12 protein-coding genes are annotated in these 17,548 nt (G+C 62.4%); 7 read left to right on the forward strand and 5 right to left on the reverse strand.

Annotated elements, in window-relative coordinates:
* Positions 1 to 84: 84 nt before the first annotated feature.
* On the reverse strand, positions 85 to 1,050 hold the full coding sequence (locus tag EOC93_RS18640) for a sugar-binding transcriptional regulator (protein WP_127205356.1): 966 nt from the start codon (positions 1,048 to 1,050) through the stop codon (positions 85 to 87).
* Between the two features lie 190 nt (positions 1,051 to 1,240).
* Between EOC93_RS18640 and EOC93_RS18645 the strand changes: the two genes are divergently transcribed.
* From EOC93_RS18645 to EOC93_RS18655, 3 genes are all read left to right on the forward strand, one after another.
* A complete protein-coding gene (locus EOC93_RS18645) occupies positions 1,241 to 2,881 on the forward strand; it encodes an acyl-CoA synthetase (RefSeq protein WP_127205360.1) in 1,641 nt (546 codons plus the stop codon).
* Positions 2,882 to 2,989: 108 nt separating this feature from the next.
* A complete protein-coding gene (locus tag EOC93_RS18650; RefSeq protein WP_206072922.1) occupies positions 2,990 to 3,400 on the forward strand; it encodes a nuclear transport factor 2 family protein in 411 nt (136 codons plus the stop codon).
* 111 nt (positions 3,401 to 3,511) lie between these two features.
* Positions 3,512 to 4,030, forward strand: coding sequence for a DUF417 family protein (locus tag EOC93_RS18655; RefSeq protein ID WP_095483874.1), 519 nt, complete (start codon positions 3,512 to 3,514; stop codon positions 4,028 to 4,030).
* Positions 4,031 to 4,160: 130 nt separating this feature from the next.
* On the opposite strand, the gene EOC93_RS18660 is transcribed toward EOC93_RS18655, so the two are convergent.
* Both EOC93_RS18660 and EOC93_RS18665 read right to left on the reverse strand, forming a co-directional pair.
* Entirely contained in the window at positions 4,161 to 5,057 is an 897-nt protein-coding gene (locus EOC93_RS18660; RefSeq protein ID WP_095483875.1) for a PhzF family phenazine biosynthesis protein, read from the reverse strand.
* A 25-nt stretch (positions 5,058 to 5,082) separates the two neighbouring features.
* Positions 5,083 to 5,436, reverse strand: coding sequence for a VOC family protein (locus EOC93_RS18665; RefSeq protein WP_095483876.1), 354 nt, complete (start codon positions 5,434 to 5,436; stop codon positions 5,083 to 5,085).
* A gap of 213 nt (positions 5,437 to 5,649) precedes the next feature.
* Between EOC93_RS18665 and EOC93_RS18670 the strand changes: the two genes are divergently transcribed.
* The 4 genes from EOC93_RS18670 (at position 5,650) to EOC93_RS18685 (ending at position 12,546) form a co-directional block, all read left to right on the forward strand.
* Positions 5,650 to 6,258, forward strand: coding sequence for a TetR family transcriptional regulator (locus EOC93_RS18670; protein ID WP_095483877.1), 609 nt, complete (start codon positions 5,650 to 5,652; stop codon positions 6,256 to 6,258).
* A 53-nt stretch (positions 6,259 to 6,311) separates the two neighbouring features.
* A complete protein-coding gene (locus EOC93_RS18675) occupies positions 6,312 to 7,472 on the forward strand; it encodes an efflux RND transporter periplasmic adaptor subunit (RefSeq protein ID WP_164759190.1) in 1,161 nt (386 codons plus the stop codon).
* A 349-nt stretch (positions 7,473 to 7,821) separates the two neighbouring features.
* A complete protein-coding gene (locus EOC93_RS18680) occupies positions 7,822 to 10,968 on the forward strand; it encodes an efflux RND transporter permease subunit (protein WP_095483879.1) in 3,147 nt (1,048 codons plus the stop codon).
* A gap of 84 nt (positions 10,969 to 11,052) precedes the next feature.
* Entirely contained in the window at positions 11,053 to 12,546 is a 1,494-nt protein-coding gene (locus EOC93_RS18685; RefSeq protein ID WP_095483880.1) for an aldehyde dehydrogenase family protein, read from the forward strand.
* 163 nt (positions 12,547 to 12,709) lie between these two features.
* On the opposite strand, the gene EOC93_RS18690 is transcribed toward EOC93_RS18685, so the two are convergent.
* Complete coding sequence (locus EOC93_RS18690; RefSeq protein ID WP_095483881.1) at positions 12,710 to 14,419, reverse strand: APC family permease; 1,710 nt, start codon at positions 14,417 to 14,419, stop codon at positions 12,710 to 12,712.
* A 357-nt stretch (positions 14,420 to 14,776) separates the two neighbouring features.
* Positions 14,777 to 17,146, reverse strand: a complete 2,370-nt coding sequence (locus tag EOC93_RS18695) for an aminomethyltransferase family protein (RefSeq protein ID WP_127205358.1) — start codon at positions 17,144 to 17,146, stop codon at positions 14,777 to 14,779.
* Positions 17,147 to 17,548: the final 402 nt, after the last annotated feature.

The following is a 17,548-nucleotide window of genomic DNA, read 5'->3' on the forward strand; positions in this document are numbered from 1 at the left end:
GCTTCGTCCGATTTCTCTTTTGGTTGTGAACAGGAACGCCGCGACGCTTTGATGACAATGCGCCCGCGGCGGAGTTTTGCGTATCTAGGCGACCTTTTCCGCTGCCGATCCGGCATGGTCGAGCAGCCGTCGCGCCATCCGTGCGCCGACCACCAGATGCGTGCACAGCCCACCCGCGATCGCCGCCACCAGCGGTCCGAACTTGCTGTCCTCCTGCACCACCACGAGGCGCTTTTCAATCTTGCGCAGCGATGACAGCTCTGCCGAAATGACCCGCCGGTTGTAGCTGCAGTCGAGCGCCTTGCCTTGCGCGTCGATGATCTGTCCGGCGATGACGCCGGCAGCGCCGGCACGGCGCAGCACGTCCATTTCGCTCGCAGTCAGCGCACCGCATTTGACGACATGGCTGTCGGCATCGACGGTGCCGACCGAGTACAGTGCGAGGTCGCATTCGCTAATGCCCGACAATTGCTCGCGGATCACCGGCTCGGCACGCAGGCCGCGTGCCAGTTCTTCCGTGGTCAGCACCAGCGGCGCATAGAAGTTGAGCCCCTGGGCGTTGAGCCGGCGCGCGATTTCCATGGTGCATTGGTCGGGCCGGTAGGAATAGGGGGCTCCGAGATTGCCGCAGAGTTGCACCACCGTGACGGCCTGCAGGTCGGCATAAGACATGATGTCGGCGATCGTATAGACGGTCCGCCCCCAGGCGACGCCGATGCGGTCGCCCCTCTTGACCAGCTCGAGAAAGACGCTCGCCGCCAGCACAGCGATGTCGGTCGAAGGATCGGCGACATGGCCGTTTTCCGGCGCGATCCAGACGGCATCGAGCTTCAACGCGTCTTCAAGCTTGCGTGCCAGGACGTCGTCAGTGAAAAGCTGGGTCGAGGTCGAGATGTTGACGATGCCGGTCTCGCGCGCCTTGCGCAGATACATGGCGACCGAGGCCCGGGAAATCTTGAGTTGGCTCGCCACCTGGTCCTGGCGCAGGCCATGGGCATAGTAAAGCCAGGCGGCCTTGTGAATAAGCTGTTCTGCCGGTCGGATCGCCATGCCATCTCCTCGCTGACATTATTCACGGCTCTCGACAAAAGTCAAATTGAGCAAGGGCAAACGATGCTCTTTCGTTTGCTTTATCTAGATCATCCTTGTGCCAAATGCGCTCTATCATGGCATCGTTGGTGGTGACGGGCGGAAAGCCTATGGATAGAAGATCTCGATGACGACGTTACGGGAGGACGGGATGGGCAATCCCTACGAACAGGATCTTGACAAGAATCCGGCCAACCACCAGCCGCTGACGCCGCTGACCTATCTGGAGCGGGCGGCAAAGACCTTTCCCGACCATGTCGCCATCATCCATGGCCGCCAGCGCACGACCTATCGCGATTTTTGGCGGCGGTCGCTGAAGCTTGGCTCGGCGCTCTCCAAGCGCGGCATCGGCAAGGGTGACACCGTCACCCTCATGCTGTCCAACACGCCGGCGATGCTGGAAGCGCATTTCGGCGTGCCGATGACCAAGGCGGTGCTGCATTCGCTCAACACCCGCCTCGACGCCGCGGTCATTGCCTTCCAGCTCGACCATGCCGAAACCAAGGTGCTGATCGTCGACCGCGAATTCGCAAATGTCGTCAGCGAGGCGCTGGCGCTGGCCAAGGTAAAACCGCTGGTCGTCGACTATGACGATCCCGAATACGCCACTGACGCCCCCTATCCCAAGGGCGAGCGGATCGGCACGCTCGACTACGAGGACTTTGTCGCGGGCGGCGACGAGGATTTCGCCTGGTCGATGCCAGACGACGAATGGGACGCTATTGCGCTCAACTACACGTCCGGCACGACAGGCAATCCGAAGGGCGTCGTCTATCACCATCGCGGTGCAGCACTGATGGCCTACGCCAACACCATCCATGCCGGCATGGGCAAGCATGCGGTGTATCTGTGGACGCTGCCGATGTTCCACTGCAATGGCTGGTGCTTTCCATGGACGCTGGCCTTGCAGGCCGGCACCCATGTCTGCCTGCGCTGGGTGCGGCCAAAGCCGATCTACGACGCCATCGCCGATCACGGCGTCACTCATCTGTGCGGCGCGCCGGTCGTCATGTCGGTGCTGATCAATGCTGGGGAGGAGGACAAGCGGCAATTTCCGCAGGCGGTCACCTTCAACACGGCCGCGGCACCGCCGCCGGAAGCGGTGCTGTCGGGCATGGCTGATGCGGGCTTTGCGGTCATCCACCTCTATGGCCTGACCGAGACCTATGGCCCGGCCGTCGTCAACGAATGGCATGGCGAGTGGGACGGGCTCGAAAAGGGTCTCAGGGCGGCGAGGAAGGCCAGGCAAGGCGTGCGCTATGCCGCGCTCGAAGGCCTGACGGTGATGGACCCCGAGACGATGGAGGAGACGCCGGCCGACGGCGAGACGATCGGCGAGGTCATGTTCCGCGGCAACATCGTGATGAAGGGCTATCTCAAGAACCGCAAGGCGAGCGACGAGGCCTTCGCCGGCGGTTGGTTCCACTCGGGCGACCTCGGTGTCATGCATCCCGACGGCTACATCCAGCTTAAGGACCGCTCCAAGGACATCATCATTTCCGGCGGCGAGAACATCTCCTCGATCGAGGTCGAGGAGGCGCTCTACAAGCACCCTGCCGTCGCCTCCTGCGGCGTCGTTGCCAGGCCCGACGACAAATGGGGCGAGGTGCCGGTCGCCTATGTCGAGCTGAAGCCGGGCAAGATGGCGACCGGGGCCGAAATCATCGATCACTGCCGCGCTCTGCTCGCCCGCTTCAAGGTGCCGAAAGCGGTGATCTTCGCCGAAATCCCGAAGACCTCGACCGGCAAGATCCAGAAGTTCCGGCTGAGGGAGATGGCCAAGGGAGCCTAGCCACGCGAAGAGCAAAAAACATCACTCAGTGTCGGATCGAGTGCCTCCCGATCGTCCTCGCTACAGAACCAACTCGACAGAAGAGGATCTGGCAGGAGGAGAATTCTAATGGAGAACATGGAGCGTGACGCCGAGGCATATATCCGGGCGCTGATCGAGCGTTGGGCGAACGCCGTGCAGCAGCAAGACCTGGAGACAATCGTTGCGGACCACGCGACGGACCTTCTGATGTTCGATGTCCCACCGCCGAACGAACTCAGTGGAATTGAGGCCTACCGCGATAGTTGGGGTCCATTCTTCGAGCACTTCAAGCAGGGCGGCGTTTTCGCGATCGAGTGGCTGGATGTCACGGCGGGAGACCGGGTCGCTTTTGCGACCGCATTGCTGCGGTGCGGCACCAGGGAAGAGCTTGAAAGGGACCCGGCAACCCGCCTCCGGCTTACCGTCGGACTGCGGAAGGAAGGTGACCTTTGGATCATCGCTCACGAGCATCACTCATACCCTTACAAGCCGGACTGACAGCGCATCGATTAATCGAGCGACCGTGACAGCGGCGATTGGCCAGCCGCTAGGGGCAAGGGATAAATTTACGACGCGGGCGGTGCAATTGGCAGTTGGAGGAGGAAACTCATGCCGGTTCTCAGAACATCAGAGCCTGAAGGTCAAGACGGGACCCTTTCTCGGCCATGGGCGCGAAGAGCCGCCGCGGTCAGGACAGCCGGGCGGATCGTCGCCCTCATCGGGGTCATACTGCCGCTTCTCATGATCGGCGGGATGAAGTTCACGGCTGTTGAGATCGAGGCGTTGAGGCCGCTAATCGGCGGCACGCCTTGGCTCGCCTGGATGTATCCGGTATTTGGTGAAGCCGGTGCTTCTTACGTGCTTGGCGTCGTCGAGATTGCGACCGCGCTTCTGCTGATTGCGTCCCCCTGGTCGGTGCGCGCCGGTGTGGCCGGCGGGGCATTGGCCGCCCTGATTTTCCTGGTCACCTGTTCGATCATGGTTGCCCTGCCGATCTGGGAGCCTACGCTGGGCTTTCCCGCGCTCGGTCCCGCCGGTCAGTTCCTGATCAAGGACATTGCGCTGCTCGGCATCGCGCTTGTCATACTGGGCGAAAGCCTGAACAGATTAAACAGATCGGCTACCTAAGCGAATCCAGTCGAAGGCGAGTGGCTTCGACTAGAAATTCCAGGAAAAGTGTGAAGCGGTTTTCCGTCCGGAATTGCGCAAAAACAAAGAGATAGAGCGGTTCGGCGTCTCCGTGAAACGATGAACCGCTCTAGATCGAAAGCGCCCCGCTCGCCACTACAATGCCGCGCCCAGAAATGCTCACTGAGCCGGCATCTACATCGACCTCAATGATGCTGGTACGTCCGAGAGCCGTGCCTTGCTCGATCTTGATTACACCGGGCGGTGCAAGACCGTGTGCCACGAGATGTGCGGCGAGCGGACCAGCCGCCGTACCGGTTGCCGGATCCTCAGAAATGCCGACGGTCGGGTTGAAAAAGCGTGCATACGCCGTGGTTCCGGGTTGTAGCGGATCGAGCGAGAAGACGTAGCAGCCTTCCCCGCCGACCTCGTCGAGCAGGTCGAAAAGCTGTTTAGCATCAGGCAAAATCCGGTCGACGGCTTCGCGATCGCGGATTGGCACCAGGAGATGGGCGGCTCCAGTCGAGACCACCTGGCAAGGCACGATATCAGCCACTATTTCTTCGGTACGAAGGCCGAGTGCGGTGGCAAGAGCGCCAAGGTTTGAGAGCTGCCGGCCGGCCAGTGGGGCCTCTTGCTGCATAATGATCTTTTCGAGCCGTCCTTGGCTCTGCCAGATCGCCAACGGATATACCAAGTCGCCGATCTGTTGGTGGAACCATGTTGGCCCATCGCCCAGATCGAGCCGCCCTGCTGCAGCGAGCCACCACCAAGCCCCTAACGTGTTGTGGCCGCCTGCACCGAAAACCTCTACGCCCTTCGGCGTGAAAGAGCGCAACCTCCAGTCGGCGTTCGCCCGGGTCGCCGGTAAGACAAAGGTGGTCTCGGACTGGTTGAACTCACGTGCAATGTTCTGCATGAGCTCAAGCGCCAACTCGGCGCCGCCGTCGACCACCGCCAGTGAATTGCCCGTCAGCGGCTCTACCGCGAAGACATCGACGAAATGAAATGGGATTGTTCTGCTCATGTTTCCTCCGATGACCGCAATTGGGCTAGCGAAGATGCGTGAGCACGTTGAGCAGCTTTCCGGTCGGGTCGGCAATGAAGAAACGTCTCACGCCCCACGGTTCGTCGGTCAAATCGTAGACCACCCTGCAACCGATCTCTTTTGCGCGAAGATACACCTCGTCCACATTGTCGACCTCGATCGACAGATCGGGCACGGGGGTGCCTGAGCCGCCCTCGCTGGCGATGCTGATCTGAGGGATGGTTGTTTCGCGGGACGCCAGCGTGACGAGCCACCCGTGATCCATGACGGCGTCGAGCCCGAACAGGTCGGAATAGAACTTCCGAACATCCGGAATGCTGTCCGTTGCGATATTCGTGACGATGCGCAGTACGGTCATCCCAGGATCTCCTTTTCCGCGGCTCAGCATAGATGGCGAGGGGCCCGTGCACTGCCCGCAGCAGGCTTCATTAACGCTGTTCACGCCGAGTGGTGTCAACAGATGTCACCAGTCGCCCAAGACCGATAATGTCACGTGTTGACATTCCGTCGATTTCGAATTACGAGTGACGAAATTCAAAATTCGTCATTCGTAATGAGCTGATGAAACAAGATGTATGATACTCTCGATACGACGGCCGACCTGGTCCGGCAGGAGAATGTCGCGCGCATCCTCGATTGCGCGGAGCGACTGTTCCGCCACTACGGCTACGGCAAGACCAATGTCGCCGACATAGCGCGTGAGCTCGGCATGTCGACGGCCAACATCTACCGTTTCTTCGCCTCCAAGGTCGAGATCCACCAGGCCGTTTGCGGCCGCATGCTCGCTACCTGCTACCAACTGACCTACGACGCCTGCCATAGTCCCGGAACCGCCAGCGAAAAGCTTCGCCGCTACGCGCAAACCCACTATCAGTGGACCCGTGACACCATGCTCGACCAGGAGAAGGTGCACGAGATGGTCGTCGTTGCCATCGAACGCGATTGGCATGTCATCGAGAAGCACATCGACCGGATCCGCAGCCTGGTGGCGGAGGTGATCAGCGACGGGATCGCAGCCGGCGAGTTTGCCGACCAGGATCCGGAAGTCGCTTCGCGGTGCTTCGGCGCAGCTATCATCACCCTCTGTCACCCGCAGATGGTCGCCCAGTGCCTTGCCAAAGAGAACCGGGCAATGCCGGACGATCTTATCGAGTTTGCGATCAGGGCCTTGAAGAAATGACCGGCGGCGTCCGTCGGTCCTCGACAATTCATCTCCAGTTCGGGAGTACGCAAGTGCCTTTGTCCAAATCCATTATGAACAGGCTGTCGGCCGTCGGTCCGGCTCTGGTCGTCGTCGCGGCGCTCGGGCTCGCCGGCTGCTCGCAAGAAAAAGTGGAAGTCAAGGACATCATTCGGCCGGTCAAGGTCGTCGAGATCGCCAAGACCAACGATACCCGTGAGCTTTCCTACTCCGGATCGGTGCGCGCCCGCACCGAGATGAATCTCGGGTTCCGCATCAACGGCAAGATCACCGAGCGCCTGGTCGACATCGGCCAGCGCGTGAAGCCGGGCGACGTTCTGGCCCGCATCGATCCCGCCGACTATGACCTTTCGGTCAACAGCGCCGAGGCCAGCCTCGAGGCCGCCGAGCGGCAGGTCGAGACAACAGGCCTTGCCCGTCGTCGTGCCGAACAGTTGTTTGCCAAGAACTTCGCGTCGAAATCGCAGCTCGAACAGGCAACGCTCAGCTATGACCAGGCGGTCGCCACCCGGAATTCCGCCCGCTCAACGCTTGACCAGGCGAAAAACCAGGTCCTCTACACCGACCTCAAGGCGGACAGGAACGGCATCGTCACATCAGTAGCCGCCGATGTCGGTCAGGTGGTCGGCTCCGGCACACCGGTTGTGACTGTTGCCGTCGATGGCGAAAAGGAAGTGCTGATCGCCGTTCCGGAAATGGATATCGCCCAGTTCAAGCCGGGCAAGGACGTCAAGGCAGGCTTCTGGTCGGATGATGCGCTGACGCTCGACGGCAAGGTCCGCGAAGTCGCCGGCAGCGCCGATCAGCAGTCGCGTACCTTTGCCGTCCGCGTCAGCCTGCCCAACGATCCGCGCGTGCTTCTCGGCATGACCGCGAACATCGAAGCTTCGGCGGCCAACAACCGCCCACAAAGCGTATCGGTCCCGTTGAGCGCGCTGGCGCAAAAGGATGGCCAGCAGATCGTCTGGACCGTGGATCGCAACGGCGAGACCGTCCACGCGCGTCCGGTCAAGGTCGCCGAGTTCACCGCCGACGGCGTGCATGTTGCCGAAGGATTGAAACCCGGCGACGTCGTCGTTGCGGCGGGCACACAATTCATGACCGAGAATCTGAAGGTCAAGCTGACCGGCGATGCGGTGCAACAGTCCGCATCTGCGGACGATGATGGCGACGCCGCCAAGCGCGTGCGCTGACGGCCAAGAATAAAACGGCTTTTCCTCGCATCGGCGCAAGCCGCGAGGTCAAGCGGTTCATGGTTTCCGGGCGGCAGGTGCCCGATTGTCGAGACGTCGGGTCGATGTAACCCCCACATCGATCCTCGCGTCCCACCGCGATGAGTGTCTCTCCGCTCGGAAAGCCTCGCCGCCCGGAAGCCTGGAGCATGATCCGAAAAGTGGAATCCGGTTTTCGGACAAGATTATGCTCGAACAGGAAAGATGGAGCCCCATCCCGATCATGTCGGGATGGAACAGGCTCCAGCATTAGAAGTTCCGTGGGCATGCCACGTGCGTGCGCTGACGATCAGACAAATGGACTGGCGCTATGACCACCGACACCAATGAAAAGCGGCCCTTCAACCTTTCGCGCTGGGCAATCGGGCATCCGAGCATTGCGCGGTTCCTGTTCGGCCTGATCATCGTTGCCGGCGCGCTCGGCCTGATGCGCATGGGCCAGAAGGAAGACCCGGATTTCACCTTCCGCGTCATGGTCGTCCAGGCTGTCTGGCCGGGTGCCTCGATCCAGGACATGGAGGACCAGGTCGTCAACAAGATCGAGCGCAAGCTGCAGGAAACGCCGCATCTCGATTTTGTCCGTTCCTACACACGCGCCGGCAGCGCCATAATCACCTTGCAGGTGGAAGGCGACACCAACCCCGCGCAGGTCGCGGATGCCTTCTACCAGGTGCGCAAGAAGGTCGGCGACATCGCCAACGAGCTGCCTCAGGGGCTGCTCGGGCCCTACTTCAACGATGAGTTCGGCGACACTTTCATCACTTTGCATTCGATCAGCGGCGACGGCTACAGCTATCCCGAGCTGAAGAAATTAGCCATTCAGGCGCGTGACATGCTGCTGACGACGCCCGGCGTCGAGAAGGCCGTGATCATCGGCGACCAGCCGGAAAAACTCTATATCGACGTTTCGTCCAAGGCGCTTGCCGAGCGCGGCCTGACGCTCACCGACCTGCAGAACGCGATCAAGGGCCAGAACAATGTCGATCCGGCGGGCTCGGTCGATACCGGCACGAACTCAGTGCGCATTTCGGTCGAGGGCGACGTGACCAAGGCGGCCGATATCCGCGAACTTCGCCTGCGCGCCGGCAACCAGGTAACGCGCCTGGGCGACATCGCCACCGTGACCTCCGGCCTCGAGGATCCCTATCAGCGCAAATACCGCTACAACGGCCACGACAGCGTCCAGGTCGGTGTGGTCATGGCCAAAGGCTTCAATGTCACCGATGTCGGCAAGGACGTCGAAGCGACCTATCACCGCTTCGAAGAGGCGCTGCCTTACGGCGTTTCGGTCGATCAGATAGCCGACCAGCCGGAAGTCGTCAGGGAAGCGGTGGGTGAGTTCATGAAGGCGCTTGGCGAGGCGCTGCTAATCGTGCTTGTCGTCTCGTTCCTGACGATCGGCTGGCGTTCGGGCCTGGTGATCGCGATCACCATTCCGCTCGTCCTGGCCGCTACCTTCGCCATCATGTACGAGATCGGCATCGATCTGCAGCGCATTTCGCTCGGCGCGCTGATCATTGCGCTCGGCCTGCTCGTCGACGACGCGATGATCGTCGTCGAAATGATGGAACGCAAGCTCGAGGAAGGACTGGTCAAGGTCGAGGCTGCGAGCTTCGCCTATACCTCGACGGCCTTCCCGATGCTGACCGGAACGCTGATCACCACCGCCGGCTTCATCCCGGTCGGCTTCGCCGCCTCGACGGCCGGTGAGTATGTGCGCACGCTGTTTTATGTCGTCGGCATCGCGCTGGTCGTGTCCTGGTTCGTGGCGGTCTATTTCACGCCGTGGCTCGGCAACATGATCCTCAAGCAGCGAAAGCACGCCGGCAACCATCACGATGTCTTCGACACGCGCTTCTATCGCCGGCTTCGCGCCACCGTCAGCTGGTCCGTGCGCCACCGCATCATCGTGCTGGTTATGACACTGGTGACCTTCGCAACCAGTCTTTGGGCATTCCAGTTCATCCCGCAGAATTTCTTCCCACAGTCGTCGCGTCCGGAAATCCTTGTCGACCTCTGGCTGCCGGAAGGCACCAGCATCAAGGAAGTCGAGACGCAGGCCAAGGCGCTCGAAACCAGGATGATGGACGACAAGGACAAGCGCTTCATCGCCACCTATATCGGTGAGGGCGCGCCGCGCTTCTTCCTGCCGCTCGACCAGCAGCTTCGCAATCCGAATTTTGCCCAGCTTCTGGTGATGGCCAATGACGAACCGGCCCGCGAACGGCTGATCGTCAAGCTGCGCACCATTCTGGCCGAGGATTTCCCGTCGATCCGCGCCAAGGTCGACCGCCTGTTCCTCGGGCCGCCCACGGGCTGGCCGGTGCAGATGCGCGTCATGGGTCCGGATCGCCAGGAGGTGCGCCGCATCGCCGACGAAGTGAAGGCGAAGTTCCAGGCAAATCCGCTGCTCGGCGCCGTTCACGACGACTGGCTCGAGCCGGTGCCGGAGATGAAGCTGGTGATCGACCAGGATCGCGCCCGTGCGCTCGGCGTCACCTCGCAGCGCATTCGCCAGATGCTGCAGGCGACCATGTCGGGAGCGCCGCTCGATGATTTCCGCGACGGCGAGGAGACCGTTTCGATCGTCGCCCGCGAGCCGGAGGCGAGCCGTCACCTGCTGTCGGCGGTCGACTCCGTCTCTGTCCCGACGGATTTCGGTGGCTTCGTGCCGCTGTCGCAGGTCGCCAAGGTCGTCCCGGTGTTGGAGCAAGGCGTCGAATGGCGGCGCGACCGCCTGCCGACCATCAGCGTGCGTGCCACGCTGCCGGATGGCGTGCAGTCGAACGATGTCGTGATGAAGATGTACAGCGAGATGCAAGGCCTGCGCGACGGTCTGGCGCCCGGCTACGCCGTCGAGATCCAGGGCGGCGCCGAGGATTCGGCCGAAAGCCAGGCCTCCATTGCTGCGAAAGCTCCAATCATGCTGGCCGTCATCGTCGTGCTGCTGATGATCCAGCTGCAGCATTTCGGCAAGGCGATGCTGGTGCTGGCGACCGGTCCGCTCGGCATCATCGGTGCAGCCGCAGCACTTTTGATCAGTGGCGCGCCGTTCGGCTTCGTCGCCATCCTCGGCGTGATCGCGCTGCTTGGCATCATCATGCGCAACTCGATCATCCTGGTCGACCAGATCGACCAGGATATAGCGGCCGGCATGGAACGCTCGGAGGCGATCATCGGCTCGGCGGTTCGCCGCTTCCGGCCGATCATGCTGACGGCGCTGACGGCGGTCCTGGCGCTGATCCCGATTTCGCGCGGCGTCTTCTGGGGTCCGCTCGCCTACGCCATGATGGGCGGCATTCTCGTCGCCACAGTGCTTACCATCCTCGTGCTTCCGGCAGCCTATGCCTTGTTCTTCGGCAGGGAGCGCAAGAAGGCCAAGGACGTGGAGCAGGCGGCCGAGCCGGAGCTGGCAGACAACGACGACAGGCCGCGACTGCCTCTGGCCGCCGAATAGAGTGGCGGCCGAATAGAGCTGTTGGCAGATGTGATATCCAGGGGTTAAATCCGCCCACCGGCAGGAGCGCTGGAGGAGGACGTCATGACCATAGCTCAGACACCGGTGTCACTGCGCCGGCCGATCGACGGACGCCATCGCCAGATGTTCGTCGATGGCGCCTGGGTCGACGCCCGCTCGGGCCGCACCATGGAAACCCGCAATCCGGCCACCGGTGCGGTCATTGCCACGGTGCCGCGCAGCGATCGCCAGGATATCGAGCTGGCGGTGGCCGCGGCGCGCAAGGCCTTCGACGGGCCGTGGAGCCGGTTCAAGCCCTATGAGCGGCAGGTGCTGCTCCTCAAGATCGCCGACCTCTTCGAAAAACATTGGGAGGAGATCAGCCGCTCGGACACGACCGACATGGGCATGCCGATCGTGCGCACCCGCGCCAACCGCAACCGTGTCATCGGCATGCTGCGCTATTACGCCGGCATGGCGACGTCCCTACATGGCGAGACGATCGAGAACTCGCTGCCGGGCGAGATCGTCTCCTTCACCCGCAAGGAGCCGGTCGGCGTCGTCGGCGCCATCATCCCCTGGAACGCACCGACCGCCGCATCAATCTGGAAGATCGGGCCGGCGCTGGCCACCGGCTGCACGGTGGTGCTGAAACCTTCCGAGGAAGCGCCGCTGACGCCGCTGCTGATCGCCGACATCATGAACGAGGCCGGCGTTCCGCCAGGCGTCGTCAACATCGTGACCGGCACCGGCGCCGAGGCAGGGGCCGCACTCGCCGAGCATATGGGCGTCGACAAGATCGTCTTCACCGGCTCGACGGCGACCGGCCAGTCGATCGTCCGGGCGTCGGCCGGCAACCTCAAGCGGGTCTCGCTGGAGCTTGGCGGCAAGTCGCCGGTCATCGTCTGCGCCGACGCCGATCTCGACAGAGCGGTGCCGGTGGCGGCGATGTCGGTGTTCGCCAATTCCGGCCAGATCTGCATCGCCGGCTCGCGCCTGTTTGTCGAACGCTCCATCCATGACGAGTTCGTCGAACGGCTGGCGGCCCATGCCAAGGGTCTCAGGATCGGCGACGGCATCGACCCGGCAACAGAGATCGGCCCGCTCGTCTCCGAAAAGCAGCTGCAGCGGGTCGCCTCCTATCTCGAAGCCGGGACGGCGGAGGGCGCGACCCTCGTCACCGGCGGCACGCGCCTCGTGGAAGGCGCGCTTGCCGCCGGCAATTTCGTCGCGCCGACGGTCTTTGCCCATGTCACGGACGACATGAAGATCGCACGCGAGGAAATCTTCGGACCGGTCATTTCGGCGCTGCCGTTCGATACGCTCGATGAGGCAGTCGAGCGGGCCAACAACACGCCTTATGGTCTCGCGGCGGGGGTCTTCACCCGCAATGTCGCCACCGCGCACCAGCTATCACGAAAAATCCGCGCCGGCTCGGTCTGGGTGAACACCTACCACGCCATCGATCCGGCCGTGCCGTTCGGCGGCTACAAGATGAGCGGCTACGGCCGCGAGGGCGGCGTCGAGCACCTCGACGAGTATCTCAACACCAAGGGCGTGTTCATCAAGATCGACTGAACAGTCCGCCGAATAGGCCCTGAAACGAAAAAACCCGCCGGCGGCGGGTCATCGGTGCCAATCGGCACTACAGCTGAATCACTAGCATAACTGCCGGCACAAAGCAAGAACAAAACATGCAAGGGATCGAGCGCATCGCGCGCTCGATCCCTTGAGGCGGAGGTCAGATCACGAACAGCCAGTTGGCGAGGAGCATCACCACGACGCCGGCGATCAGCGTCAAATAGGGTAGGATGCCCGCCTTTCTGACGGCGAGATCGGACGACGTCATGCCGAGATCAGCCAGCATGTGGTCGGGGAATTTGCCCTTGTCCTGGATGTAATGCCGGAAGCAGAACACTGGGATGATGAGGGCAGCCGTGATCAGCCCTGCCCACAGTGCCATCGGGTTCCAGATCTTTGCACCGGCGCCCATGAAGATCATGTTCACATAGGCAAGGATGGCGCCGAGGCCGAGCAGCCAGCTCGGTGCCTTCCACGGTCGCGCGATATGGCCGTTGTCGATGCGGTGGATCCATCCGGCATTGAGGTTGAGGAAGTTGAAGATGATGTATCCGCAATTCGACACGGCGAGGATGAAGAAGAAGCTGGTCGCATCGGCCGAAGCGATGGCCAGCACGAACAGATTGAAGATGAGGTCGGTCCACATCGCCCGCGTCGGGGCGCCATGCTCGTTGACGTGGCTGAGATAGCGCGGCAGCCAGCCATCGACCGAGCCCTGATAGAGCGTGCGCGAGGACCCCGCCATCGCCGTCATGATGCACAGCACCAGTGCCAGGATCATCAGCATCACCAGCAGGCTATGGATCAGCTGTCCGCCGCCGACCATTCCGGCCAAGGCATCGGCAACACCGGAGCCATCGACGATCGGGGTCGCCAGCATGCCGTTCAAGCCGAGCACGCCCTGGAAGGTGAACGGCACCAGGATGAACAGCAGCATGCACAGCAGGCCGGAATAGAAGATCGCCTTGAAGGTGTCGGTGCCGGGATTCTTGAACTCGGACGTGTAGCAGACGGCTGTCTCGAAACCGTAGGTCGACCAGGCGGCGATGAACATGCCGCCGAGAACGAGGGTCCATCCGGCGATGTTCCACGCGCCGGGCTCGGGCGCGTAGGCGGCAGCCAGCGGCACCAGCGGCGAAAAGTTCGCCCAGTCGATCTGGCCGGTGATGATTGGCACGACGCCGACGATCAGCATCGGGATGATGACGAACAGGCCGATATATTTCTGCACGTTGGCCGTGCCCAGGATGCCGCGATGCTGGATCGAGAAAATGATCAGCATCAGCACTGCGCCGATGAAGAAGGTTGCGTTGAAGGTGAAGGAGACCGGACCCAACGTGTGACCGTAGAGCGTCCAGTTGCGGATCGCCGGTGTGGCGGCCGCGCTCACCGCCGTGATGGCGTCGGCGGCACTCGTTCCGGCATGAGCCGCGATGTAGGCGGCGACTTCCGGCGAGGTGTCGGTAAACAGCGGCACCGGCGCCAGCGCGTTGAGGATGTAGGCGGCGGCGATCGAGCAGCCGAGCGACAGCACCGGCGACCAGGCGAACCAGTTGCACCACACCGAAAGCGGCGCGATGAACTTGGAATAACGAAGCCAGGCGGTGGCGCCATAAATCGAGGCGCCGCCGGACTTGTTCGGAAACAGGCCGGCGATCTCCGCATAGGTGAAGGATTGCAGGAAGCCCATGACCATGGACACCGTCCAGATCAGGAAGGCCAGCTTCCCGGTCGTGCCGGCAATGCCGCCGATCGAAAACAGCACAAGGGCGGGAACGCCGCTTGCCACCCAGAAGGCACCGCGCCAATCGATGTTCCGGTGCAACTTCCCTTCGGCAGCCGGCACCAAGGCAGAGACTATCGTGCTCATTTACGTGAATTCCCCATTTTTGATGTTCCCCATCGGCGACGGCCGACACCTCGCGATGCGTCACCGACGCACGCGTTGAACGACCTCAGGCGTTTTCCGCTCAGTAGTATTTTTTTCTTGGCAGTGAAGATTGATCCGTCACGCTTTCACGTCAAGCGTTTTTGTGAAGCTGTGCACAGCGCGCTTACGAAACACGCTCTTACCTTCTCCTGTTGAGGGAGAAGGTGGCCTCGCGAAGCGAGGTCGGGGGTGATTCAGCTTGGCACCGACAGCACTCCGCCCAACCCCCCTCTTCCGTCTCGGCGCTGCGAGCCGGTCCACCTTCTCTCCCCGGGGAGAAGGCAAGGGATGCTGCCGTCAGGAACGCGGTCTGGTCTTCTGCGGGTCGTAGTGGGCGAAGGCGACGACGCGCGCCGGCAGCCGCTTGCTGTGGCCGTCAAGCTTGCCGATCTCAACCTCGGTGCCGATGGCGGAATGGGTGACGTCAAGCCTGGCCAGCGCGATGTTCTTGTTCAGCACCGGCGAACGCGTGCTCGAAGTGACCTCGCCGATCTGGGCGCGGCCGACATGGACGCAATCGCCATGGCCGACCGCGACATTGGCGTCGATGTCGAGGCCGACCAGCTTCTTCTGCGGGTTTTCCTTGCGCCGGATCAGCGCCTCGCGGCCGATGAAATCGTCAGCCTTGGTCTTCAGCGGCACGGTGAAGCCGATGCCCGCCTCGAACGGATCGGTCTGGTCGGAAAATTCATAGCCGGCAAAGATCAACCCGGCCTCGATGCGCACCATGTCGAGCGCCTGTAGTCCCATCGGCTTCAAGCCATGCGGCTGGCCGGCCTCCCAGATGGCGTCGAACACCTTTTCGGCGTCGCGCGGATGGCACCAGATCTCGTAGCCGAGCTCGCCGGTGTAGCCGGTGCGCGAGACGACGACCGGAATGCCATTGCCGCCGCCGATGCGGGCAACGGCGAAGCGGAACCATTCGAGTTCCTCGATCGACGGCTGCAGCGGCGAGGTCCAGATGATCTCCTTGAGGATGTCACGGCTCTTCGGCCCCTGCACGGCGACATTGTGCATCTGGTCGGTGGACGAGCGCACCAGCAGGTTGAGGCCGAGCTTGGTCGCCGTGTCGCGCAGCCATTCGCCGGAAAGATCGTCGCCGCCGACCCAGCGGAAATTGTCCTTGCCGAGCCTGAGCAGCGTGCCGTCGTCGATCATGCCGCCATGCTCGTAGCACATGGCCGAATAGACGACCTGGCCGACGCCGAGTTTTTTCACGTCGCGGGTCAGGGTGTATTGCAGCAGCGCTTCGGAATCCGGGCCGGTGACCTCGAATTTGCGCAGCGGCGACAGGTCCATGATCACGGCATCTTGTCGGCAGGCCCAGTACTCGTCGATAGGACCTTGCCTAGCGAAGGAGTTGGCCAGCCAATAGCCCCTGTACTCGACGAAGTTGCGGGTGTGCTTGGCAAAGCTCGAATGAAAAGCGGTCTCGCGGGTCATTTTCGGTTCCGAATCGGGCGTCATGCGTCTGGCGATCGCTCGCGAGAATTTGTGCTGGCCGGAATAGGTCCGCACATGGATGTCGGTGAGGTTCCAGCCATTGGCCGGTGTCGTGTCGTCGGGGCAGGCGGACGAGACGCAGACGATGTCGGTGAGCGCCCGCAGCAGCACATAGTCGCCCGGCCGCGACCACGGCTCGTCCGACACCATGACGCCATGCGCGTCGATCGCCGTGTTGAAGAAGAAGTTGATTGCCATCCAGCCGGCGCGGGGGCTCACTCCCTTGTCCGACAGCGCACGGTTGAAATTCTCCGAGCAATTGGGGTGACCGGGATAGCCGATGTCGTCGTAATATTTGGCGGCGCAAGCGAGCGCAAACGCATCGTGCCGGCCGCATGTGTCCTGCACCACCTCGACCAGCGGCTCCATGTCCTGGTCGTAATATTTCGAGTGCAGGCCGGGCATCGGATAGCTCGAGCCCATCAGGGTGCGGGTGGTCGTCACGTCGAGCGGATGGTCGCGTCCCTTGTCCAGCTTGCGCGCCGAAAAGCACTGGAAGTCGGTGGATTGGCGCCCGTCGACATCGATGATCTGCAGATAGTCGCCCGCCTTGACGAAGTAGGATTCCGCGGTCGCCGAATGGACGCGCAGATCGAGCACCGGATCGGCGAGCGGATCGCCCAATTGCGACTTCGCCGTCGGACGGATCGTGGCGCGGCGGACGATGACGCTGAGCGGCGTCGCCGTGTCGTGTCCATCAACCAGCATCGGCCCGCCCGGGGCGGCGATCAGCATCGACCCGTCGCGGGCGACGGCAAAACCCTGTTCGGTGCCGGCAGGGGTGGCGCCGCCGAAGACGCGGACCGCCTTCGCCTGATCAAGCTGCACCTGGCGTCGCTCCAGCCCCCGGCGCAAGGAAGCGAGGCTGTCGTCGCCAACGGCCAGCAGCGCCTTGATGCCGGCGGCATTGCTGTTCGATTTCTCGCCTAGAATGTTGGGGTCGGTCGCGCCGCTCTTGTCCCATGCCAGCAGCTCGCAAGCCTGCCCGCCTTCGACATTGCGCACGCTGATCGTGTCGCCGGCCTCGATCTCGATGAGCACCGCGCCATTGCCTTGGACGCAATAGCGCTCCATGCCGGCCGGCAGCGCGATCTGGCCGGGCCGCAGGATCAGGCTCGGCCGGGGCGGTCCGGCTGCGACGGCGGGGTAGGGCGACTGGCTCATCTCGACCCTGTGTCTTGAGAAACAAGTTTGCCTGTGTGTGAAATTATTTTAGCAGCAAGAATAGGCGGCAAGGCCGGATTTGGCAAGGTGAAGGTGGCACGCCTGCTCTTCCTTCTCCCACAGGGAGGGCTTTGCACGGGGAGCGAAGTGGATTTCGGTGGTCAGTGAGGGCCTTTTTGAAGGCCGGCAGAGCGGTTTTCGGCGGCCCTTGCGGGGCCTTTGTCGGTTTAGGCAGCCGTCCCGCCGGATTGTGGACGCACTCCTCCCTCATGTCCGCCTCTCATCGGGTGGATAGAGGACGCCAATCATGGTGCGCAGATTGTAAGCGCAGGCGGCCAGTATGCACTGCGTGCGGTTGGTGGCGAGGTTGAAGAAGCGCAGGCGTCGCATGCCGTAACGCTC

The sequence above is a fragment of the Mesorhizobium sp. M6A.T.Ce.TU.002.03.1.1 genome (genome assembly GCF_003997275.1).
Lineage (GTDB): Bacteria > Pseudomonadota > Alphaproteobacteria > Rhizobiales > Rhizobiaceae > Mesorhizobium > Mesorhizobium mediterraneum.

Excerpts from the sequence above, each read along its gene's own strand:
- EOC93_RS18670 (WP_095483877.1), top strand. The coding sequence starts at position 5,650 with ATGTATGATACTCTCGATACGACGGCCGACCTGGTCCGGCAGGAGAAT.
- EOC93_RS18640 (WP_127205356.1), bottom strand. The coding sequence starts at position 1,050 with ATGGCGATCCGACCGGCAGAACAGCTTATTCACAAGGCCGCCTGGCTT.
- EOC93_RS18655 (WP_095483874.1), top strand. The coding sequence starts at position 3,512 with ATGCCGGTTCTCAGAACATCAGAGCCTGAAGGTCAAGACGGGACCCTT.
- EOC93_RS18660 (WP_095483875.1), bottom strand. The coding sequence starts at position 5,057 with ATGAGCAGAACAATCCCATTTCATTTCGTCGATGTCTTCGCGGTAGAG.
- EOC93_RS18685 (WP_095483880.1), top strand. The coding sequence starts at position 11,053 with ATGACCATAGCTCAGACACCGGTGTCACTGCGCCGGCCGATCGACGGA.
- EOC93_RS18665 (WP_095483876.1), bottom strand. The coding sequence starts at position 5,436 with ATGACCGTACTGCGCATCGTCACGAATATCGCAACGGACAGCATTCCG.
- EOC93_RS18680 (WP_095483879.1), top strand. The coding sequence starts at position 7,822 with ATGACCACCGACACCAATGAAAAGCGGCCCTTCAACCTTTCGCGCTGG.
- EOC93_RS18695 (WP_127205358.1), bottom strand. The coding sequence starts at position 17,146 with ATGAGCCAGTCGCCCTACCCCGCCGTCGCAGCCGGACCGCCCCGGCCG.
- EOC93_RS18645 (WP_127205360.1), top strand. The coding sequence starts at position 1,241 with ATGGGCAATCCCTACGAACAGGATCTTGACAAGAATCCGGCCAACCAC.
- EOC93_RS18650 (WP_206072922.1), top strand. The coding sequence starts at position 2,990 with ATGGAGAACATGGAGCGTGACGCCGAGGCATATATCCGGGCGCTGATC.
- EOC93_RS18690 (WP_095483881.1), bottom strand. The coding sequence starts at position 14,419 with ATGAGCACGATAGTCTCTGCCTTGGTGCCGGCTGCCGAAGGGAAGTTG.